The organism is Hyphomonas atlantica corrig. (assembly GCF_000682715.1).
GTDB classification, from domain to species: Bacteria; Pseudomonadota; Alphaproteobacteria; order Caulobacterales; family Hyphomonadaceae; genus Hyphomonas; species Hyphomonas atlantica.
In genome coordinates this window covers 67902-91170 of sequence record NZ_AWFH01000012.1, presented here as the reverse complement: position 1 = coordinate 91170, position 23269 = coordinate 67902, and the positions used below count along the sequence as shown (strand labels likewise).

Sequence of the window (23269 nt, the reverse complement as noted above, 5' to 3'; positions counted from 1 at the left end):
GTTATGTTTTAGAGCTAAAATATTCCGCGCGCCGTCAGCTTTTCATCCCGGTGCATGTGCGCCGCGATGATCAGGCCGAAACACGCCATTGTCGTCAGCATGGCTGTGCCGCCATAAGAGATCAATGGCAAGGGCATTCCCACGACGGGCAAGAGCCCCAATACCATGCCCACATTGAACACGATATAGAATGCGACCGTGGCCACCGCCCCTGCCGACGCCAGCCGCCCGAACCAGCTGACAGACCGCGCTGCACTGTAGAGCGACCATCCCAGCAAGACAGCAAATCCGACCAGCAGGGCCGTCGATCCGAGGAAGCCGAACTCCTCCGCAATCACGGTGAGAATGAAGTCGGTATGCTGTTCAGGCACATAATCCTGTTGCGACTGGATTCCTTGCAGGAAACCGCGGCCATTGAAGCCTCCTGCGCCGATGGCAATCTTGCCCTGCTCGATCTGGTAGCTTTCGCCGAGCGCGTTGGTTGACTCGCCAAACAATTGGGCGAGGAAGGTATCCACCCGTTCACGCTGGTAAGGTGCCAGCACGAACTGGTACACCGGCCAGACGGACGCGACACCGCCGACAATCACGGCCGTAATGATGCGCACCGACAGGCCAGCGAGGAAGATCACGACCCCGCCGGAAGCAACCAGAGCAAGCGTGGTTCCGAAGTCCGGCTGTTTGAAGATCAGGGCCGCAGGCAACAGGATGATCGCCAATGCGCCGAGGTGTACGAGAATGCGCCCTGTCTGGGGCTGCAGTATCATCTGGTAGTATCGCGCGAGCGCCAGCGTTACGGCCAGCTTTGCAAACTCCGAAGGCTGAACGGCCACAGGCCCGACCTGCAACCAGCGCTGCGCACCGCCGCCTGTCACACCCATGAGTTCGACCAGCACAAGCAATACCAGCGTGCCAGCATAGGCCGGAAACGCCAGCCGCATCCACCAGGACAGCGGCAGCATGGCAAGGCCGATCATCATCACGAAACAGATGACCAGGCGCACCAATTGAAGTTTCCAGAGATGCGCCTCGATCGGGTTCGTGTGCGCCGAGGAATAGAGCATCGCAATGCCGGTCAGCGCCATCGCCGCGATGAGGAGGATGAACCCCCAAGGCAGGCGCATAAGCTTTTCGAGCACGCCCTGATTTTCAAAGCTCAGCGATGTCGCCGTTCGTGTTCGCGCTTCGCCTCGCGAGAAACCGGTAAAACCTTCGCGGTTCATGTCGGCTCTCCCTCATCCTTCATCGAGGCCGGCAGGGAAGCACTTTGAGAATAGGTCGGCTTGCGACGGCTATCGGTCTTGAGCGCGAAATGCAGGATATCGCGCGCCACCGGAGCCGCTGTGCGCGAACCGCCCTCCCCGTGCTCGACCACGACAGAGATGGCGTATTTCGGATTATCGGCGGGCGCATAAGCCACGAACAGGGCATGATCGCGCAGCTCGCGCGCAATCTCACTGCCCGAGCGTACGCCGCTGAGGCGCTCTTCGCGGGTGATGCGTCGTACCTGCGCTGTCCCCGTCTTGCCGGCGAGGCGCGGCCCTCCGAGGCCCAGATCGCCAGAGCGATAGGCCGTGCCGCCACCCTCCGACGTCACGCCATACATGCCCGCTTTCATCAGCTTCATGATTTCTGCATCCAGCGGCGCATCCAGCGAATGGTCGTCCGCCGAGTTCGGACCGATGCCGATCATGCGCGGTGTGAAGGGCTTGCCCTCTGATGCGATGCGCGCCGTCATCAAGGCTAGCTGCAGTGGAGTCGTGCCGAGTTGCCCCTGGCCAATTCCGAAATTGAGCGTTTCGCCTTCGTACCAGTTTTCCTTGCGGACGCGCTGTTTCCATTCCCGGTCCGGCACAAGACCGCCCCGTCCGCCGGTCATGCCCAGAACCCAGTCTTCGCCGAAGCCGAATTTGCGGGCGACCTCAGCGATCTTGTCAACGCCGGTGCGGCGGGCAATTTCATAGAAGTAGACATCGCACGACCCCTTGATGGCCGTATGCAGATTGACCGAACCGTGCCCGCCCCGCTTCCAGCAATGCCAGGTGCGGTTACCGAAATGGTAGTAGCTGTTGCAATGCACCCGGTCGGTCGGCTTGATCACGCCCGCCTCCAGTGCGGCCGTCGCAACCACCATCTTGAAGGTGGAGCCCGGCGGATACACGCCGCCATGGGCGCGCGGATAAAGCGGCGAGCGATTATTGTCGCGCAGCTCTGCATAATCCGCAGACGAAATACCGTTTACAAAATCGTTCGGGTCGAAGGCCGGTGTGGATACCATGGCCAGCACGTCGCCGCTTTCCACATCGAGCACCACGGCTGCGCCGCTTTCGCCCTCGAAACGCTCAATCGCCACACGCTGGAGATCGGAATCGATGGTCACGAACAGATCCCGCCCCGGTGTCGGTGCCAACCGCTCATCCGGGATTTCCTCAATCACGCGGCCATGCGCATTGGTGACGAGCTTGCGATAGCCGGGCTTGCCGCGCAACCATTCCTCGGCGAAACGCTCCATACCCTGACGACCCGTGCGCATGTCGGGATGCCGGAACATGGTTTTCAGCGTTTCAGCTTCCTTGTCGCTCATGTCGTCAGTCAGGCGCACAAGATCATCCTGGCTTGCGCGCGCGACATATCCCAGCACATGGGCAAAGTCTCGTCCGCGAGGATAGGAGCGCGTCAGCGCCATCTCGACGTTGACGCCCGGCATCTCCGCAGCATGCACGTTCATCCGTGCAAAGTCTTCATAGGTCAGCTCATGCGCGACCGTGACCGGCACGAAGCCTGCATTGCGGCGACGGCTCATGCGAACTTCATTCGCGATCCGCTCCAGGCGCTGGTCCGGCACCTCGATCAGGGATGCGATGCGTGCCAGTGTCTCTTCGGGATTGTCGGCCTGTTCCGGAATAATGGAGATACGGCCCGCCCGGCGATGCGACGCCAACGGGCGGCCAAAGCGGTCCAGGATTCGCCCCCGTTGCGGCGGGGCGAGTTGCAGCTTGATGTGGTTTGCCTCGGCCTGCGCCTGATAGCGTTCCTGATCCAGGATCTGCAATTGAAACAGACGCCCGATCAAACCGGCCCAGACAAGCCCGCCCGCTGCACCCGCAATGGCGGCGCGACGTGTGAATGCGTGATCGAGATCGGCGGGTTTCTTGCTCATGAGGCTTGCCCCACACTCTCACCGGGCAGGCGGCCCAGATCAAACACTTTGTTCAGCACCGCATAGACCAGCCCCGTCGTCATCAGCGACGCCACCAAAGGCAGCACCCGGACGGCATGGTCTTCCAAGGTTGACGCCATGAGCCAAAGCAACAGGAAGGCGCCCGAGAACAGCAGGATCGGCGAAAGAATGGCGATCAGCGGCTCGTTCATGACGTCGAACATGTCCGCAATCGCCGCGCTGGCGCCATAGGCGAGCAGGTTCAGGATCACGAAGCAGCCAATCGGCGCGTGGAAGGTCACATCCTGCACCAATCCGAAAATGATCAGCAAGATCATCGGGCGCACCGACAGGCCCACCCTGCCCCAGCCTACGGCACCCCAGAGCGCAGCATATGGCCATGCGATTGAAAATCCGAAGAATTCGCGCGGAGTCAGCCCAAGCAGACCAATGGCAGCAATCGCAAACGCCCCGAACAGGAGGCGGGGCGTTGGGCCAGTCTGCGACCACAGGCTTCGATTGGGACGGCTGCTGGAGCGTGACATTCTATTGGCGCGCTCCCTGTGTCGGGCTGGCCGCTGGCTCGACCTCCTCCACCGGAAGCGCCATCGGTTTCACGATCTCCGGCGGCGGGATCATCTGGACGTATCCTCCGTCGCGCTCTGCCATTGAGAATTTCACACGCCAGTCATCCCCGGACTTGCGCACCTCTCCCACCACCAGACCGCGCGGGAATGCTCCGCCCTCGGCTGAAGTCAGAATACGTTCGCCTTCGACGAAGGCGTCTCTTTCCGGCAAATCCGTCAGGCTGCCAAGGCCATCCCGGCCACCATAGAGAATGGCGCGCACACCGCTGACTTCGCCCATCACAGGCACACGGCTGTTGAAGTCCGTGATCAACAGGATACGGGAAGAATATTCGCCAAGCTGGATCACCCTGCCGACAAGGCCGCCTTCATTCAGCGCGACCGCACCCGGCTCAACGCCTTGCGCCCGGCCGGCATTGGCCAGAATTGTCTGCGCGAAGGGCCCGTCATTCTCTGCGGTGACGCGGGCCGTTACGCCGCGCGCGGGCGGCTCTCCCATCAAATTCAGGATCTCTTCATAGGCCTCAAGCCGCTCAGCCATTGAAATGGCGGCAGCCTTGTAGCGCGACAGGTTTCGCACCTCGGCTTCGAGTTCCTTGATGCGGCGCTCGCGCTTGGCCTGACCGGTGACCCAGGCCCAGACATTCATCCCCTCATTGCCGCCAAACTGGTCGCCAACCGTTGTGCGGACAGGATTGAACATGGAACGGATTTGCGGGGCAGATTGCGCAAGAACAAGGGCAGCGGCAGCAAAAATGAACACGCCGAGGATCAGACGCTTGGGAGAGCGTTTCTGACTCTTCGTTGCTGATCGGCCGAGGCGCGCCATTGGCCTGTCCCTTTGCGTGTTACCCCTGTCTGCTCATGATGTCAGACTTCCGGTGAAAGCACCGTACGCATCTTCGTGAAATTCTCGAGCACGTGCCCGCAGCCATTCACAACACATTTCAGCGGATCATCGGCGATCATTACCGGCAACTGAGCCTGCTCGCGGATGACCGTGTCTAGATTGCGCAGCAAGGCGCCACCGCCCGTCAGAACAATGCCGCGATCCACAATGTCGGCGGCCAGTTCAGGCGGCATGGCTTCGAGCGCGATCTTAACAGCATCAATGATGTCCGTCACGGGCTCGCGCAGCGCTTCGGCGATCATGGCTTCGGTGATTTCGGTCTCTTTCGGCACACCATCCAGTGTTCCGCGACCGCGCACGGTCAGCGCCATGCCGGTGCCATTCTCCGGTGGCATGGCCGTGCCGATTTCCTTCTTGATGCGTTCAGCGGACATTTCACCGATCAGGATCTTCTGCTCGCGGCGCAGATAGTTGACGATGGCCTGATCCATCTTGTCGCCGCCGACGCGGACTGAACGCGAATACACAATGCCACCCAGCGACAGCACCGCCACTTCGGACGTGCCGCCCCCAATATCCACGACCATTGAGCCCGCCGGATCATCAATCGGCAGGCCAGCGCCGATTGCTGCGGCCATGGGTTCTTCGATCAACTGCACTTCGCGGGCACCGGCGGCGAGGGCCGACTGGTGAATGGCGCGGCGCTCAACGCTGGTGGCGGAGCTTGGCACGCAGATGATGATGAGGGGAGACACGAACGCCCGGCGGTTGTGAACCTTCCGGATGAAGTGCTTGATCATTTCCTCGGCGACTTCGAAATCAGCAATCACGCCATCGCGCATGGGGCGGATGGCTTCCATGTTCACCGGCGTCTTGCCGAGCATGTTCTTGGCTTGCTCTCCGACCGCATAGACAATCTTGCGGCCGCCCTGAGTCATGTAAGCAACGACTGAGGGCTCATCGAGCTTGACGCCCTGCCCCTTCACATAGACCAGCGTGTTCGCTGTCCCGAGGTCAATGGCCATGTCCGTGGACAGCATGCCGAGGAGGCTACCAATCATGTCGTACCCGAGCTCTTTCTTGAGCGGCCGGACATGAGAATCCGGCGCGCATGTGCAAATTCTATACACAGCCCCATACAACATGTGCCGTTAACGCGCCTTTAATGCAAGAGACACCGAACAGATGAGCGGTACGCAGCGTTCACGCGCCTGCTTTGTGCTGTATTTACTGGAATTTTGGATGACATTCGCCGTCAAGCCTACGGACAAACGGAACGGACCGTACATCAATTATTAACAATGTATGGACGCCGCTTAAGAAAGCTCGTCATCTTCTGAAGACGATTCCGGCTCAGCGCGCACGCGATAAAGTCTCGGTGACGCTTTTTCATCAACGGGAACGAGATAGTCAGGCATGTGTTCGGAGGTCAGCCGCGCCGCGAGTCCGCCTGGTGCGCGTTCGGCAAGCAGTTTGTTTTCGCCATCTGCCTCGCAAAGCACAATGTAATCGATCCCGCCTTCTGACAGCAGAGCCTCGGTTTCACCGGGCGGTGACATCAGGATGTCCAGCGCAAGCGCGATGCCGTCATGATTGCGGTGATAATTGCCCTGCAGCACACTGTGGTCGGTCCGGTTCAGAATACGGGGCGCAAAGTCTGTCGGCGCCAGTATTCGTGCCGTTTCCAGCGCGTTCAACCGCTCGAACAGGCTGTCATCAAGACAGGCTGATTTGTTGCTATCATTGGCCGTGGCCGACTTTGGCGACAGAATCAGGCCCGGAACAGCCCACAAGAAGGGCAAACTAAGCGCCAGCGCGCCAATATAGGCGACGCTGGAAGGATTGCGTGCCTTTCCATCACGGTAAGTGTCTGCAACCCAGAGACTGAGCGGAATGATGGCAAACACATGCCCAAAGCCCGCAAACCGAACCTGATAGACCGACATCAACAATGCCGAAACCAAGAGCGCGGCGAAGAGGAGATTCGCCCGCAGGCGCTTCCCCCGGTACGCGCCGTACAGGCTGAGGCCCAGCGCCAGCAATGCGATGCCCAGCATGAAGCCGATTTTCGCAACCCTGCCGGGACGTTCCGCGAACAGGGGCCGCGCCTCATCAATGCGGTCCAGCCAGAGCGTCTTCACCTCAGGCGACAGATCAGACAGCGGGTTCGACAGGCATTGCGGCCCCACCAGCAGCAGAACAGCAGCGCTTGCCGCGCCAATACATAGCAGCGCCGCCATGCGTACGCCCAATCCCCGCTCAGACGCCAGAAGCGCGGCCAGAACAAGGCCGAGCCCCCCTGCCAGTCCGGCAAGCAGGCTGACGGATGAAAGCGCGTCACAAGCCACGACGGCATAATTCGAAGGTGCCACCGTCGCAAAGAAAGCGAGCTCCAGCCCCGCCGCCAATCCAGCGCCAAACCCCATCGCACCGCGCCGTGCAGCCTCGCCCGAGATCGCCCAATCCAGCGCCACAATTCCGCAGATTATGCCAACAAAAACATAGACTTCGCCTCCAATCGCCACGGACGCGGCAACCGCAAGGCCAGCCAGCGCCAGACGTGTCGGACGCCTGGAAGGGTCAACAGCACAGCCCAATGCCAGGGCCAGCAGGCCAAGTTGAAGATTATGATGATCAATTGCCCCCGGCATGAACCGGTAATGGGTGGAGAAAATGAAGGCGCTTAACAAGAGGCACGCCAGCGCGCCGCCTTTGCCGCCCAGATGCCGCGCGCCTATGTAGAGCCCGGCCAGCAGAAGCAGTACGCTCAAGGGCGGCCAGACCGTATAGGCCCAAACGAGCGCGGTCTCTGATGGCAGGAATATGTTGAACAGGTGGAACAGCAACAGAATCGGCAGATCCACAAGCCGCGACCAGTGCATGGCGGTGCCGCCCTCCGGTCCCATTCGGTATTGCTGGAGGTCAAACCAGGCCTGTCCATTCAACAGATCCTGTATCTGAACGAGTCGCATTATGTCGTCGCCATCCGGTCCGATGCCGCCGAATTTCGCCTGAACAACACTGCTCAGTATCAGGCAGGCAGGCACCAAAAGGAACAACAGAACAAGTCTGGCGTCGAACCGAAACGTCATGTGCTCCCTCCGCGGCTGCGCTCCCGAAAGGCAAACTTAACCTGTGGGAGTATAGGAAACGCTAAAGAGGGAGGCGCGAGAGACTGATGACCGATACTGATCTGCCCCGCCTGAACATCGCTGTGCTCCTGCCCTGTTACAATGAAGGCAAATCTATCGCGTCCGTCGTGATCGGCTTTCGCAAGGCGCTGCCGTCTGCGCGGATTTATGTCTATGACAACAATTCCAGCGACGACACATCCTCGCAAGCCGCATTTGCGGGCGCCACCGTCGTTCCCTCCCGTCGTCAGGGCAAGGGCAATGTGGTTCGTCAGATGTTCGCCGATATTGAAGCGGATGTTTACATCATGGCCGATGGCGATGGCACATACGATCCGTCCGCTGCGCCGCGCATGATCGACACACTTCTGGCCGATCGTGCCGACATGGTCGTCGGCACACGACGGAACGTGACCGAAGACGCTGGCCGGAACGGTCACGCTTTCGGCAATCGTCTTTTCAACAAGATCTATCGCGCCCTGTTCGGCAGCGAGTTCACGGACATTTTCTCCGGTTATCGCGCCTTCACGCGTCGTTTTGCGAAAAGCTTCCCCGCCTCTTCCCCAGGATTCGAGATCGAGACAGAAATGTCGGTCCATGCGTCCAGCCTGCGGCTGCCGGTCTCGGAGATCGAGTTCGATTATGGCCGGCGCGTCGAGGGATCCGAAAGCAAGCTCTCAACCTTTCGTGACGGATTCCGCATTCTCCGCATGATGGGCATGCTGATGAAGGAAACAAAGCCCTTCGTTTTCTTCAGTGCCGTTTCGGCGGTCTTGTTCGGCACGGCGACACTGCTCAGCCTGCCAATTCTCGTCGAATATTTTGAGACAGGCCTTGTCAGCCGCATGCCGACCTGGATGCTGGCCATGACGCTCACGCTCGGCGCGATGATGTCATTCACAGCAGGGGTTATTCTGGACTCGCTGGCCCGGTCACGCATTGAGCAAAAGCGGATCCATTATCTTTCCATTGCCCCCGCCAGAGGCGAAGGCGGCATTGGGGGACGCATGCAGCGAACAGAGGATGACCCGGCAACCTATCTTCAGGACCTGTCTCGCAAGACCGGCACTTGAGTCTTTCATGTTTCAGAAAGTGAGCAGAAGGTCCACGCAGATTTGAGACGCTGAGCGCCGCAATCTCCCATGCTCAACCTAAACACTGCTTACGAATTAGCCCATATTCTGGCGCAGCTCGGCGGCACTGACCTCTGCTGCATCAGGCGATGTCTCGGCGTCGTCTTTCGGAGCGCGGCGAACCAGCGTTTCCGGAATAGTGATGAAGGCTGTCGTGCCGCGACCAGGTTCAGACCGCAGCTTGATCCGCAGACCCTGCGCATCCGCCAGGCGGCGCGCAACACTGAGGCCGAGACCGACACCTGCCGTATGGTCAAACTTCTGGTGAGCCGGACGGGAATGGAAGAACGGTTCGAACGCCTTTTCCAGAACGTCCTGGGTCATCCCCCTGCCCCGGTCACGTACCATGACAACAAGGCCCACACCGGAGACCATGCCAGCCTTCACGACAATCGGCGTAGATGAGCCGGACTCCAGCGCGTTTTTGATCACATTGCGCAGGATGATCTCAAAGCTGTTCTCATCCATGTCGGCTGACAAATTGTTTGGAACACTGACTTTCAGTCGATCTGCAAATCGGGAATTGTCAACATCAGACAGCTTGCGGACGACATTCTGAATGGATTGCGTCACGGACACTTCAGATGCATGGGCGAGATAGTCCTCACGCTCCATCCGGGTGTAGTTGATGATCCCGTCGAGAGTGGATGACAGGATCACAGCCTGCTCGCCGATCTTGTCAGCGTAGGAGCTGACCTCTTCTTCGCTACACGGAATGTTTGACGAAGACCCGATCACACCCGCACAAGCAGAGATGACGTCCAGAGGCACTTTCAGCTCGGCGCTCATGGAACCCAGGAAACGCGTCTTGGCTTCGTTCGCCGCTTCCGCTTCATTTCGGGCATGTTCGATTTCCGAACGGGCCTCTTCGATGCGTGTCACATCTGCGTACACGACAACGGTGCCGACATTCGGAATGTGTTGAACGGATTTCTGCCAGTACATGCCTTCGCGGCGGATCGGCTTTTCAACCGGCTCCAGGGAATCTTCGCTGGAACTGAAGACCTTCTTGTGAAGCTGGTTCTCGACAATGACATCACCATCCTCGTCGAAGATGGCAAACGCCTGATGGCTGGCCTCGAGTGCTCCGATGAGCAGGTCGCGGGATTCCTCAGCCTTGAGCGTGGCATCAATATCCGACTGATAGACCATGTAACTGGATCGGGCCCCGAGATAGAGCGCGATCATGAATACGATCATCATCAGGCAGATGGTGACGCCGGTAACCGACTGGGCATAGGTGCTGTAGGCAGCGCTGGAGGCGAAGGCAGCGAGGGCGTAGCGCAGCACGATCCGCGGAACCCGCGTCAACATGCTTGCCATGCCGGCAGCCATAGGCGTGATCATGAGGCCGCCCATGATCATGGCGGCATTTTCATCAGGGCCGACAAAGAAGGGCAGAGAGCCCCAGGCCATACCGAACAGGATGGCAAGGAATTCGGAACGACGCAGGTATTTTCCGCTTACCTGTTTCGGCGCTGAGCGCCCGCGCTTCAACAAGAAGTCCACGACCAGCAAAAGCGCCAGGCCCAAATTCAGCGCAACCCAGATATCGATATTGGTATCAGGAACCCAGCGGCGCACCAGAAAACTGGCGCCAACTGTATTCACGAGCATAATCAAGGCCATGACGAGCACATGGCGAGAGAAATCAAGGTGCTGCTGCAATAGAATCAGCCGGTCAACCGCCGTGCCCCGAGGCAGCGTGTTGCCAGTCACATAGGACAGAAATGATTTTTTCTGCTTCGCCATGACACCGCTATACATGGGCGAAGTGAACATTCCGCTCGCGAGTCGGTGCGGTATTGCAAGACTGTGGAAACTTGTCGTTAACGGGAGGATTAACCACAATAGGTTACACAGAATGGTTGCATAGTCGGTCTTGGATTCTGTAGCGTGCGTTCCAGTAGAAGAGAGTGCCGCGCCTGTGTCCCGCCCAAAATCGCCTTTGAGGATTGCTGTCATTGGTGCCGGTCCGGGCGGATTGAGCACAGCCCATTTCATTCAACAGGCCGGACACGAAGCGGTAGTCTTTGAGGCTGAAGATCGGCTCGGCGGCAAGTCCTTCTCTGTTGTGCGCGGCGATGCCATGAACGAGATGGGCACCTGCTACACCACGCGCTCCCACAAGCTTGTGAAGAAATGGATGAAGCAGGTTGGCATCACGCTGACCCGGCTCGGCGAAGCGCGATATGACGGCGTCAAGGTGGTCGATTACGTCAAACAGGGGGACGGGCCGCCCCTCGCCTTCCAGGCGTTGAAATTCATTCGGGCCGCCGGTCGCCTGCGCCGGGACATCCGAAATCGCCCGGATGACCCGGATGTGCGCGCCGAAGCCTCAATGACGACGGCCGAATGGGTCAAGCGGCTTGGCCTGCCGAAGATCGACCTTGCCTCGCATCGCATCCAGACAACCCAAGGCTATGGCTTCACGGATGAGGCGACGATCGGGCAGACCGTACAATGGTGCGATCTCAACTATCTGCTGTCCGGCGTCCTGAATGACATGCACATGCCGGATCAGGGCTGGACCGAGTTCTGGACCCGGTTTGCCGAGGACAAGGATGTGCGTCTCGGCAGCCCGGTCACCCATCTCGACCGATCCGGGCCAAAGCCCATCGTGACCGCCGGCGGCAAAAGCGAAGCATTCGATGCCGTAGTCTCTACAGTGCCGATGCAGAATTTCGTGAAGTTCTGCGCCGCAACGCGCGACGAGATGTTTATCTGCGAAGGCATTGAGTGGCAGAACTATACGACAACGCTGCTCACATCGCCGGATTGGTTCGATGGGTACATGATCATCGGGTACTCAGAGGCGAGCATGGATTCCAGCCGCAAGGGCGCCATCCTCGGAGGGCGACGGGAAGGCGAGAGCGAAGAACTTGGCGGGCGGCTCTATGTGACCGGGCAGTTCTCAACCGGGCTGACCCCGGCAGAACTGCGCGAGATCCTGGAGGCGGACGCGCAGAAACATGGTTTCACGATCGAAAGCGTTATCCAGCAGAAAGTCTGGCAATATTTCCCGCAATACAAGGCCGAGGCCGTGCGCGACGGCCTATTCGGCGCACTACGGCGGGTTCAGGGCAACAAGCGTACCTGGTTCAGCGGGTCCAGCTTTTCCCACGAGCTGGTCTGCAGCATTGTCGAGCAGTCCCAGGGCATGGTGCGGGACATGCTGACAGAATTGTCCAAGGCTCCGCAAGAATCCGAAGCCCTGCCCCAAACGGCTGACAAGGAGACTGCCTAGGCGGTCTCGGTTTCCGGCGCCGCGCAATAGGTGTCGATGAAATCCTGATGCTTGGGCAATTTGGAAACCGCCTGCGCGATGCTGGCCTTTAATCCGCCCAGCGCGCGGGTCAGTTGATCGTCGGTCATCATATGCCCCATATGGTGGTACCCCTTCGGCTTCAGGCGCTGGCCCATCATGACCTGTAGCCAGGAATCCACACGGAACAAATCATCCGACGCCTGATAGACGAGTCCATTCTCCCGGAACAGGGCAATGCGCTGGGACAGTGTGTCCGGTACAGGCATATCGCGGCGCGCGCGCCAGAAATCAGAATCGTCGCGCTCGGTCAGCTTGTAGTGCAGGACGATGAAATCCCGGATCTTCTCCAGTTCACGCTCTGCCTGCTCATTATAATGGTTGGCGATGGCTTCGCTGATCCCGGAAAACGGGAATTGCTGCACTAGTCGCGTCGCGCCAATCTGGATCAGATGGATGCTGGTCGATTCAAGCGGCTCCACAAATCCACTCGACAGGCCAAGGGCAACACAATTCTTGTTCCACACCTTGCGGCGGCGGCCGGTCTTGTACCGGATCAGGCGCGGCTCAGTGAGCGGCTCCCCGTCGACATTGTTCAGAAGGAATTCCTGAGCCTCGTCCGGCTGCATGTTCTCGCTGCAGAAGACGAGCCCGTTTCCGACACGATGCTGAAGCGGAATGCGCCACTGCCAGCCCGCATGGTGCGCGATGGCGCGCGTATAGGGAATGGCCGGACCGACCGAGCGCGTCTGAACCGCCAGCGCACTGTCCGTCGGCAGCCAATGCGTCCAGTCTTCATAGCCGGTCTTCAAAGTCTGTTCGATCAGCAGGCCACGAAAGCCGGTGCAATCGATGAAGAGGTCACCCTCTATCCGCTCACCTGACTGAAGCTTCAGCGCAGTGATGAACCCGCTTTCACCATCCTGCTCGACCGTGTCGATCAAACCCTCAACGCGCTTTACACCCTTGGCTTCGCTGAATGTGCGCAGGAATTTCGCATACAGGCTCGCATCCAGATGATAGGCGAAATTGATGTTGGCCTTTTCAGACGTATAGAAACGATCCTCTTCGGCAGCCTGCAATTCAAAGCAATAAGCGTCGAGCGCATCGCCAATGCCGCGCTCCTGCGCATACATCCAGATATTGTAGAACTCGCCCATCCAGCTCGGCTTGCCGACCTGGCCGAAGGAGTGGATGTAGCGATCCCCGACGCCGCCCCAATTCTCAAACGCAATGCCCAGCTTGAAGGTCGCCTTGGTGGCGCGCATGAACTCTCGCTCATCTATTCCCAGCAGATGATGGAAGGTTCGGTGGGTGGGGATGGTCGCCTCTCCCACACCCACCGTGCCGATGGCGTCTGATTCCACCAATGTAATGTCGAGCAAAGGCCCCAGCATGCGGGACAATGCGGCGGCGGCGATCCAGCCAGCCGTACCTCCCCCAGCGATAACGACTCTTTTTACCTGTTGCGTACTCACATGAACCTCCGGCCTCTTTATGGCGCTAACGGTTGAGTTTGTTCAGAAGCATCGCGCGCAGGCGACGGGCTCTTACTTCGTCCATCGGGGCCAGATTGCCCTGCGCGGCTTCCGGCAAATGTTCAGCGGGGCGATCAGACGGCCCGAAAATGTAGTAATCAAACAGCGCCTTCCAGGCCTGCTTCTCAGGGTCGGGACGATCCCGCAGGCTCAGCATGGCGTGCAAAAGCGTATTCTGCGGCGTGTCCACGAAACTTGGCGATGTGTTCCACCAATAATTGATCATGGCCGTGAAGTCGCCAAAACCCTCGACATTGTGCCACCAGAGGGCCGGATAAAAGAGGACATCTCCCGGCTCCAGCTCTGCGACTTGCCCGGCCGCCATGGCCTGACGAAACCGGGGGTAGCGATCAAGATCCGGCTCGCGGAAGTCGACCATGCTGACGACCTGCCCACCGGGCGTCGGCTCCAGCGGGCCCGGATACAAATTCGCGACCTGATCCGGGGGAAACAGGGTGAATGTCCGCTTGCCAACCATGCAGCAGGCAAGATTGTGCGACATGTCATAGTGCGCCGAGGCGATCGTGTGATTGCCCATCCATATGCTGACCAGCGGCGCGTGCGAATCAAACATTGCGTCATTCAGGACAAGATCATTCTCATCTCTGAGGCCCGGAAAGAAAATACCGAGATCGGTTGAGCCGACATAGGCAGATGCGCCCGTACGTTTGGCCATCGCCTCGCGAATGTGTGTGAAGAATTCGTCCAGCGGCACACGCCCCCGCTCGAAATTGAAACCATCAACCGCGTCAGTATAGAAATATCGCCCGCCTTCCCCCGGTGCGCAGCGATACTCGACAATCGGGCGCCCCTGATAGAAGCGCGCAATATAGTCCATCGCGGCGTCTGGCGACTTCAACCCGTGCTGCACCAGGGGCCAGTCGCGCGCCACGTCCTTGAGGATGACCGGTTCCTGATCCCGCATCAATTGCGCATACGGAATGGCGTCTGGCGCGACGCCTTCCATTACTTTTGTCTTGCGGGGAATGTCCAGTGCGGACACGCGGCTCCTCCTGGTCGATCAGCCTGCGGCAGATCGTTTGGCGTTCTTCATGTTGATCAAACGGTTCACATTGCTCAGCGATGCCAGCACCAGATATGCCGCGCGCAGAAAGCCACCCTTGTGCAGCCGCTCCAGCATCTCGCCCTCCAGCGCAGCGAGACGCTCTTCGCTCAGCGTGAACAGATCCGGCACCTTGTATTCAGTATGGTCGTCGAGCTTCAGATCCAGCGAGACTGGCTCTATCAGACCCGCCTGATCAAATGCCTCGAACATCGGTTTGGTCATTTCGTCCCCGATGGCAATCACGCGCAGGACCTGGCTGACATGTTGCAGATACGGCGCATTGCCGCCCTGTGCCAGAAAAAGCGGCTCGCCCTCCGTCTTGCTGACACGCGGATTGTCCAGATCGACATGGATCACCGGCTCGCGGCGGACTTTCCCATCGACATTCTGGTCCTGAAAGCCGATCAGAAACGGGCCGCGCTGCAGCAGTGCCGGAACATAATTCGCATTCCAGCGGTCGCCGGCCAGAAACAGATTTTCGCCCTTGTCGAGCCCCATGAGGACGACACAGAAATAATTGCCGGCTTCATCCTTGCGGAAAAAGATGGGGTAGTCGCGCTGAAGCTCCGAAAACTCGGTGGGGTAAACCGCCACCTGATTCACACTGTCGCCAAACTCGGCGCCGCGGCGCGTGACGATTTTCAGATCCGCATGATCGATATTATTCAGAAGTGCCGTGTTGGCCATGAACCGCCCTTGAATGCTGCGTGCGGTCGACGCCTCGCCTGGTTCGGGCCCGCACTTTTCCTGCATGATGAAACAATCCCCTGCCCCGGACAAGCGGGGGCAAAAAAGGCCGCTGCAAGCAGCGGCCTTTCCTGAAGGTTTCACGTCTTGTCCAAATCGTTTCCGATTAGAACTTGTAGCGCACGCCGAGCTGGTAGCGCGGTGACAGCTCATAGACATAGTAGACCTGTTCCGGCACGCGGTGATAAATCCGCTGGTCTTCGCCGGTCAGGTTGATGCCTTCGAAGGACACAGCCAGCTGCTCATTGATGTCGTAGCTGATGTTCAGGTCATACTGCCCGAAGTCTTCAACATAGATACCGGACCGATCACCACCGGCATTCGATTCGTTCAGGAACGTATCGCGCCAATTATAGGCCAGACGAGCGGAGAAGCCGTACTTCTCGTAGATCGCCGTAAGGTTTGCCGTGTCGGACAGACCCAGCAGAGCGAACTGCTCTTCGTACGGGTTGGAGCCTGGGTCCAGTCCAACATCACCGTTGACCATGGTGTAATTGGCTTGAACGCCGAAGCCGGTTTCACCGAAGAAGTGCTGCCAGGCGATCTCGATACCGTCGATATTGCCTTCATTGTTGTTGATGAGCTGCGAGATCGCGAAGACCAGTTCAGGATCATTTGCGTCGGACACAACGTCATAGGCACCGAGGATACGGTCAACTTCGCTTTGCGGAAGCGCACCGCCAACCAGGAGCCCTTCGAACTCGGTACGAGCGGCAGCAACGTCACCACCATTCGCGTCGATCAGGGCAACCAGCGAGAACAGGTTTGCTTCGGATTGGTCGATGCCAAGATCCGCGATGATGTCGAGAGCATCGCCGGAGCGCGTACCTGCTTCACCGGAGGCCGGGTCGCGAAGGTCGAACAGGTTTCCGTCATAGGACGAGTTACCAATGAAGTTCTTCACCTTCTTGTCGAAGTAACCAACCGACAGATAGCTCGCATCATCATAGTACCATTCGAGCGAGATATCGAAGTTGTTGGACTCCAGCGGTGCCAATTCCGGGTTGTTCAGCTTCGCTGTAACCTGACCACCAAGTGCGGATGGACGGTTTGGCGCGTTCACTTCAGTGGATGCGAACAGGTTGGTGTAGGCTGTCCGGCCAATGGTTGTGCTGAACGACGTCCGTGCAACGATATTGTCCGTCACGTCGACCTGGAAGTCGAAGTTCGGGAGCAAATGATCGTAGGAACCGGATCCGCTGAGGCTGCTTGAATCGCTGGTCAGGATTTGGAAGTCGTTATCCGCTGTCCAGAGCACGTCCACAGGACGCGATTGGTCTGCCACGGACTCAACCTCGGTCTCCTCATAACGGATACCGGCATTCATACGGGCCGGGCGACCGAAGAATTCGCTCTCCATCTGGAACTGAGCGTAGAGGGACTTGATTTCCTCTGTGACCGTGTCGAGCGACTCGGTGGTGGAAAGAGTTCCACCTGGATAGGCAGCCGCCAGAAGCGGGAACAGTTTCGCTGCATCGCCTTTGAACGCAATATCACCCTGACCAACTTTCACGTCATCGAAGACGCAGGACAGGCAGTACTGTTCCATGACACCTGGGGCAAATTGCTCAACGTCGCCAGGGTTGGAAATACCCCAGGAACCGAGGTCCTGCTGGGTCGTGAAGGTCCAGCGATCCATCGTGCTATCACGGTAGTTACCACCAACCGTCAGGCTGCTGTTGTCGAATTCCCAGACATAGCGCAGGTCAATTTCGTCGACCTCGTGTTGCATGTTCGCGGAGTTGCTCCGCTGAACCTGCGTACCAAGATCACCTACGTCCAGAACGCCATTGCCGTTTCCGCGCACGGAATCGTCAATTGTGTAGGACTGGATTGGCGAACCGCTACGGTAATCAACAGAGTGCTGAAGGATAACGGGCGCACCCATCGACACGAAGGTTGTCGCGTGGCCCAGCGGGTTGTTGCCACCGGATTCAGATTTCGAGCTGTGCGCGTCAAAGATCAGCGTGCCACGATCAGAGAGTTCCCACTCAGCATTGAAGCCGAAGGAGTTCAGCTCGTCCTTGACCGCACGATTGGTTTGCTCAAAGCCGATGTCCTTGGAACCATTGTTGTTTTCCTGAAGGAACACAGCGCTGGCAACCGGGCCATCATTGTCAAAAATGATCTGATCGAACGGCGTGGCGAACCAGTTTGTCTGCTCGTAACGAAGCTCTTCTGCTTCCGTTTTCGCAAAGGTGTAATCACCCGTCAGTGTCAGATTGTCGATCGGACGGAATTGCAGGACCAGTTGGCCGTTGATCCGCTCACGGGAAATTTCCGAGAGGTCGTAGCGGCTGTCCTGAGGAATGGCGTAGAGCTGGCCATCCTTTGGCGCGTTGGTGATCTGCGTGGATCCGTCACCCCGGACATAGCCGGAATCTTCAAACGATCCGTCAACTGCCGGGTCGAAGACCAACCAGTCATTGACCTGTTGGGATGGCGCGGCGGAATCGCGCTTGGAGTAAGAACCAAAGACGCCGATACCAAACCGATCAGAATCGTCGGTCCAGCTTGCGAGGCCGGAAAGCTCTGGCGTGAAATCATCACCAGATTCAACACTCGTATCGTTGATTGCCTTGGCCGAGAAAGAAGCGTTCAGACCTGGATCGTCAAATGGCGTCCGTGTCTTGATGTTGACGGTCGCGCCGAGGCCACCTGATGGCAGAACGGCCTGACCCGTCTTGTAGACTTCCAGTCCGTTGACGCCTTCGGAGGCGAGGTTCGAGAAGTCGAACGCGCGATCACCACCGGAGCCATAGTTGCCGCGCGCACCGATCGCGCGAACCTTGGCGGTTGGCATGGTGCGGCCGTTCAGGGTGACCAGGTTGAAGCCTGGGCCGAAACCACGAACGGTGATCTCAGACCCTTCACCGTTTACGCGGTTGATGGACACGCCGGTGATGCGCTGAAGCGATTCAGCCAGGTTCGTGTCCGGGAATTTGCCGATGTCTTCGGCAGAAATGGCGTCAACGACACCATTCGAGTCGCGCTTGATATCCATGGCGCGCTCGAGCGATCCGCGGATCCCCTGCACGACCACAACATCTTGCGTAAGGGTCTCTTCAGCCGCCTCTTGAGCGTGCGCTGCCATTGGCATGGCCGACAGAAGAGACACCGCGGACGCGCCGCACAGCAGCGTACCCCATTTTACTTTCCGTGCAGAAGCTGCACGGAGCTTGTCCGTGGAAACAGTCATTACAATCCTCCCTGAGACAGGCGACTCAAAATCAGGTGCCAGTCTTCAATGCTTGTCTCGGCCAGGCAGAATACGACGGCATTCCGGCCTACCCGAGAGCCAATCCATCACCAAATGTTTGCGCTATCAAGTGGGCATCATTGAAAAAACGTAATTTTTAAATTGACCCATTTGCGCAATGAAACCGTTTTCACCCTGATTTTTACTCGATTTTACCTGTGTTTATCGGGACTTGGAGCAATTCGGCGCGCAGAAACCTGTGAGCTTTGAAAACTTTTCACAAACCGCAATTTGAAAAAATAATGACAAGGTTGGCATTTTCGCCACACTTTCTCGGCGCGAAGTGGAAACGTCTCACCAGAATCGCAGACCAAATTCCACGTCTCGGCGACGCCAGACGCACCGGATTCCAGTTTGCAGGCCAGGTCAAATCGAATGCCCGCTCAATCGACACACGAGCCTGTTCTTTGCGATTAGTCGCCTTCAGGAACGTAGATCATCAAGGGGAAAATGGTGGGCGGTAACGGGCTCGAACCGCTGACCCTCTCGGTGTAAACGAGATGCTCTACCAACTGAGCTAACCGCCCCAATCCCGCTCCAATGCACGGCCTTGAGAAAAAAAGCAAGACGGCCATTCAGTGTTTGAACGGCCGCCTGCAATTTGTGGGATACTTGCCTTAGTGCGGACGCGCCGGATCGGTCGCCTGAACGCCACTCTGGCCAGCCAGGGAAGCCTGCAGGGCCGCCTCATCCGCTTCCGACCATTCAATCGGCGACAGTGGACGTGTCAGGGCAATCTCCAGCACTTCATTGATGTCCGACACGGGCACGATCTTCAGGCCGGTCTTCACATTCTCCGGAATGTCTTCGAGATCTTTCTCGTTCTCTTCCGGGATCAGAACCGTCTTGATGCCACCGCGAAGCGCTGCAAGCAGCTTCTCCTTCAGGCCGCCAATCGGCAGAACGCGTCCGCGCAGGGACACTTCGCCGGTCATGGCAACTTCCCGGTCCACCGGGTTTCCGGTGAGCAAGGAGACGATGGCCGTGGTCATGGCGATACCGGCGGATGGACCATCCTTTGGCGTTGCGCCATCCGGCACGTGGACGTGGATGTCCGTCGTATTGAACACGGTCGGCTTGATGCCCAGCATCACAGAGCGTGAGCGCACGAGCGAGCTGGCCGCCTGGATCGACTCTTTCATGACGTCGCGGAGGTTACCCGTGACCTTCATGTTGCCGCGTCCCGGCATCTTCACGGCTTCGATGGTGAGCAGGTCGCCGCCGGTTTCTGTCCAGGCAAGACCCGTGACAGCGCCCAGCTGATCCGTCTCGTCGGCAAGGCCATAACGGAATTTCCGCACGCCAGCGAATTCGGCGAGATTGTCAGACGTGACCGTGAGGGTTTCGCCTTCCTTGTCCGCCAGGTTCCGAACGGCTTTGCGAGCCAGACGCGCGATTTCCCGCTTCAGGCTGCGCACACCGGCCTCTCGCGTGTAGTAGCGAACGAGGTCGCGAATTGCCGCCTCTTCAACCACCCACTCCCCTTCCTTCAGGCCGTGATCTTCACGAACCTGCGGGATGAGGTGACGCTTGGTGATCTCCACCTTTTCGTCTTCCGTGTAGCCGGCGATGCGGATGATCTCCATCCGGTCCAGAAGCGGCTGAGGCATGTTGAGCGAGTTCGCCGTCGTCACGAACATCACGTCTGAAAGGTCGTAATCGACTTCCAGATAATGGTCGTTGAACGTGGAGTTCTGCTCAGGGTCCAGCACTTCCAGCAGGGCAGATGCCGGATCACCGCGATGGTCCATGCCCATTTTGTCGATCTCGTCGAGCAGGAAGAGCGGATTGCCCGTCTTCGTCTTCTTCAGAGACTGGATGATCCGTCCCGGCATAGAGCCGATATAGGTCCGGCGGTGGCCGCGAATCTCGCTTTCATCCCGCACGCCACCAAGCGACACGCGCACGAAGTCGCGCCCTGTTGCTTCTGCGATGGAGCGGCCGAGCGAGGTCTTGCCAACACCGGGAGGGCCAACGAGGCAGAGGATCGGACCCTTCATCTTGCCAGTACGCTTTTGCACGGCGAGATATTCCAGGATCCGCTCTTTCACCTTGTCGAGACCATAATGGTCATCATCGAGCTGTTGCTCGGCCTTGCCCAGATTGGTCTGGATATCCTTGCGCGTGCCCCAAGGCAGGGCGAGGAGCCATTCGAGATAGTTCCGCACGACCGTGGATTCCGCCGACATTGGCGACATCTGGCGCAGCTTCTTGATCTCGGCTTCAGCCTTGGTGCGAGCCTCTTCAGACAGGGGTGCGTCGGCAATCTTCTGGTCGAGTTCGGCCAGCTCATCGCGCTCGCCGCCGTCTCCGCCTTGCTCACCCAGCTCGCGCTGGATCGCCTTCATCTGCTCATTCAGGTAATATTCGCGCTGGGTCTTCTCCATCTGCCGCTTCACGCGGTTTTTGATCTTCCGCTCCATTTGCAGCATGCCCATTTCGCCTTCCATGAGGGCGAAGACCTTCTCAAGACGATCTTTCGCCTCTGGAAGTTCGAGCAATTCCTGCTTCTCGGAGAGTTTGACAGACAGGTTTGACGCGACTGCATCAGCAAGACGTCCCGGCTCTGTCAGAGCAGCAATCGTGGTGACAGATTCCGGCGGGATCTTGCGGTTCAGTTTGACGTAATTCTCAAACTGCTCCTGCACCGCACGCATCAGCGCCTGCACGTCGCCATCGGCGCCGTCAGCTTCTTCCAGCGTTTCAATCTCGGCTTCGAAATACTCGCCGCGATCGAATAGTTGATTCAGGCGCGCACGAGTCTTGCCCTCAACGAGCACTTTCACTGTGCCGTCGGGCAATTTCAGCAATTGCAGAATCGTCGCGATCGTTCCGACCGAATGCACGTCATCGGCGTCCGGGTCGTCAATCGCAGCATCTCGCTGGGCAACCAGCATGATTTCATTGTCGGCCTCTTCGATCATTTCGAGAGCCCGAACAGACTTGTCTCGCCCCACAAAGAGGGGGGCGACCATGTCTGGGAACACGACGATGTCCCGAAGCGGCAACACCGGAAGGTTTTTTATGCCTGGCATATACAATGCCTCCTTCTTCAAATTGAGCCCCGGCTGGCGGCAGCTCGAATAAACCCTCTCATACCATGATGGCAGGAGTCGGGCATTGTACCAGATGTGGCGTTCGCGCCCTTGAGGTTCAAGCGTCGCAATGCGCAGGAAACCCTCTCAATTGTGGAAAGCCTGTGCAATCAGGGGGTTGCAGCCTTTCGGGCGGATTCCGTACGCTTTTCATTCTTCTGATTTGCCAGGAAGGCCGTGAACAAACCGAGCTTTGGCTTGGGCGCGTCTCCCGCACCGAGTCGACGCAATTGTTCATAGTACCAGCCAATTGCGCCAAACCCGTTCAACATCTTGACGAACTTGATGGGAGATGTTGGCGAAAGAATTCCCGGCCCAAGGCGCAGCTGGTTTTCCCAACGATCTGTCTCGCTGATCTCTCCCGACAGCAGTTTTCTCGGCGTATCCGTATCTACGCATAGCGGACGACCGATCCCGATCAGGTCCGCCTCCCCTTCTGCAAGCGCAGAATTCATCGCCTCTGTCGTGCGGAATCCGCCCGTCACCATCAGCGGTAACCGGCTGCGCTCCTGAACAGCTTTCGCATACTTCAGGAAGTAGGCTTCACGCTTTCGCGTCGACTCGCTGATACCTTGTTCGAAAACCGGCTCCAGTCCTTCAGTATCCATCATGCGCGGCTGCTCGTAATTGCCCCCCGAAATCTCGACGAAATCCACGCCCAGATCGTTCAGAATGTCGATCACGGCCAGGCAGTCTTCAAAGCTGAAGCCACCTTTCTGGAAATCGGCTGAGTTCAGCTTCACCGAGACCGAGAAGCCGGGTCCGCCGACGATTCGCGCTTCTTCCACGCATTGAACCAGCAATCGCGCCCGATTCTCCAGGGGGCCGCCATATTCGTCCTGTCTCTGGTTTGCGAGCGGCGACAGGAAGGAAGAGAGCAGATAGCCATGCGCCGCGTGAACCTGAATGCCATCAAAGCCAGTCTTCTTCGCCACATTGGCCGCATTGCCGAAACCCTCAATGACGCCGCGAATCTCTTCGCTCGTCATGGCTCGCGGCTGACCGAACTGGCCGCCAGGCAGGCCAAGCGGCACCGGGCTCGGCGCTGCCGGACGCCGATTGATCAGTTTCGGAGTCTGGCGGCCAGCATGACTGACCTGCATGATCATCGCTGCACCGTGGGATTTGCCCGCCTCGGCCCAACGGGAAAACATATCCATCTCTTCATTTGACGGCTTGCCATCAATGACCACATTCCCGGCACGTTCGAGATGATTGCGGTCAATCTGGACGTTTCCGGTGATCATTCCGCCTATCCGACCTTCCGCCCAGCGGCGATACAATGTCAGATGAGCTTCAGTTACCCGGTTGCGAGGATCTGCGAGTCCCTCTGTCATGGCCGCTTTCACAAGCCGATTGGGGAATGTAAGCCCACTCTCCAGGGTTAACGCGGTATTAATCGAGGCCGTCATTGTATGTGCTCCCATATCGACTTTGA

General features: G+C 58.4%; 15 protein-coding genes and 1 tRNA gene. 2 read left to right on the top strand and 14 right to left on the bottom strand.

What is annotated here, in order from left to right; all coding sequences use genetic code 11:
• Positions 1–14: 14 nt before the first annotated feature.
• The 6 genes from rodA to HY36_RS07750 all read right to left on the bottom strand — a co-directional run bounded on the left by rodA (position 15) and on the right by HY36_RS07750 (position 7689).
• The gene (rodA, locus tag HY36_RS07775) at positions 15–1223 is read right to left on the bottom strand and encodes a rod shape-determining protein RodA (RefSeq protein WP_164473913.1); all 1209 of its coding nucleotides are present in this window, start codon (positions 1221–1223) and stop codon (positions 15–17) included.
• Positions 1220–3160, bottom strand: a complete 1941-nt coding sequence (mrdA, locus tag HY36_RS07770; RefSeq protein ID WP_035550811.1) for a penicillin-binding protein 2 — start codon at positions 3158–3160, stop codon at positions 1220–1222. The genes rodA and mrdA overlap by 4 nt, the downstream gene beginning before the upstream one ends.
• Positions 3157–3705, bottom strand: a complete 549-nt coding sequence (locus HY36_RS07765; RefSeq protein ID WP_035550808.1) for a hypothetical protein — start codon at positions 3703–3705, stop codon at positions 3157–3159. The genes mrdA and HY36_RS07765 overlap by 4 nt, the downstream gene beginning before the upstream one ends.
• Before the next feature lies 1 nt (position 3706).
• Positions 3707–4576, bottom strand: coding sequence for a rod shape-determining protein MreC (mreC, locus tag HY36_RS17775; protein ID WP_051602618.1), 870 nt, complete (start codon positions 4574–4576; stop codon positions 3707–3709).
• A 41-nt stretch (positions 4577–4617) separates the two neighbouring features.
• A complete protein-coding gene (locus tag HY36_RS07755; protein ID WP_035550806.1) occupies positions 4618–5658 on the bottom strand; it encodes a rod shape-determining protein in 1041 nt (346 codons plus the stop codon).
• 255 nt (positions 5659–5913) lie between these two features.
• Positions 5914–7689: a hypothetical protein gene (locus tag HY36_RS07750; RefSeq protein WP_035550803.1), complete on the bottom strand. Its 1776-nt coding sequence runs from the start codon at positions 7687–7689 to the stop codon at positions 5914–5916.
• 86 nt (positions 7690–7775) lie between these two features.
• Between HY36_RS07750 and HY36_RS07745 the strand changes: the two genes are divergently transcribed.
• A complete protein-coding gene (locus tag HY36_RS07745; protein WP_051602617.1) occupies positions 7776–8801 on the top strand; it encodes a glycosyltransferase in 1026 nt (341 codons plus the stop codon).
• Positions 8802–8897: 96 nt separating this feature from the next.
• Here the strand turns inward: HY36_RS07745 and HY36_RS07740 are convergent, their stop codons facing one another.
• Positions 8898–10643, bottom strand: a complete 1746-nt coding sequence (locus tag HY36_RS07740) for a sensor histidine kinase (RefSeq protein ID WP_162175967.1) — start codon at positions 10641–10643, stop codon at positions 8898–8900.
• Positions 10644–10788: 145 nt separating this feature from the next.
• Between HY36_RS07740 and HY36_RS07735 the strand changes: the two genes are divergently transcribed.
• A complete protein-coding gene (locus HY36_RS07735; protein ID WP_276325156.1) occupies positions 10789–12108 on the top strand; it encodes a flavin monoamine oxidase family protein in 1320 nt (439 codons plus the stop codon).
• On the opposite strand, the gene HY36_RS07730 is transcribed toward HY36_RS07735, so the two are convergent.
• From HY36_RS07730 to HY36_RS07700, 7 genes are all read right to left on the bottom strand, one after another.
• Positions 12105–13604 carry a tryptophan halogenase family protein gene (locus HY36_RS07730; RefSeq protein ID WP_035550796.1) on the bottom strand — a complete coding sequence of 500 codons (1500 nt, stop codon included), beginning with the start codon at positions 13602–13604 and terminating at the stop codon, positions 12105–12107. The two genes, HY36_RS07735 and HY36_RS07730, sit on opposite strands and share 4 nt — an antisense overlap.
• A 25-nt stretch (positions 13605–13629) precedes the next feature.
• Complete coding sequence (locus HY36_RS07725) at positions 13630–14631, bottom strand: cupin-like domain-containing protein (protein ID WP_035550792.1); 1002 nt, start codon at positions 14629–14631, stop codon at positions 13630–13632.
• Between the two features lie 54 nt (positions 14632–14685).
• Entirely contained in the window at positions 14686–15417 is a 732-nt protein-coding gene (locus HY36_RS07720; protein WP_035551296.1) for a SapC family protein, read from the bottom strand.
• A 166-nt stretch (positions 15418–15583) separates the two neighbouring features.
• A complete protein-coding gene (locus HY36_RS07715) occupies positions 15584–18676 on the bottom strand; it encodes a TonB-dependent receptor (RefSeq protein ID WP_081806094.1) in 3093 nt (1030 codons plus the stop codon).
• Positions 18677–19187: 511 nt separating this feature from the next.
• Positions 19188–19263, bottom strand: a tRNA-Val gene (locus HY36_RS07710).
• A gap of 90 nt (positions 19264–19353) precedes the next feature.
• Positions 19354–21771, bottom strand: a complete 2418-nt coding sequence (gene lon, locus HY36_RS07705) for an endopeptidase La (RefSeq protein ID WP_035550789.1) — start codon at positions 21769–21771, stop codon at positions 19354–19356.
• Between the two features lie 170 nt (positions 21772–21941).
• Entirely contained in the window at positions 21942–23243 is a 1302-nt protein-coding gene (locus HY36_RS07700) for an NADH:flavin oxidoreductase/NADH oxidase family protein (protein ID WP_035550787.1), read from the bottom strand.
• Positions 23244–23269: the final 26 nt, after the last annotated feature.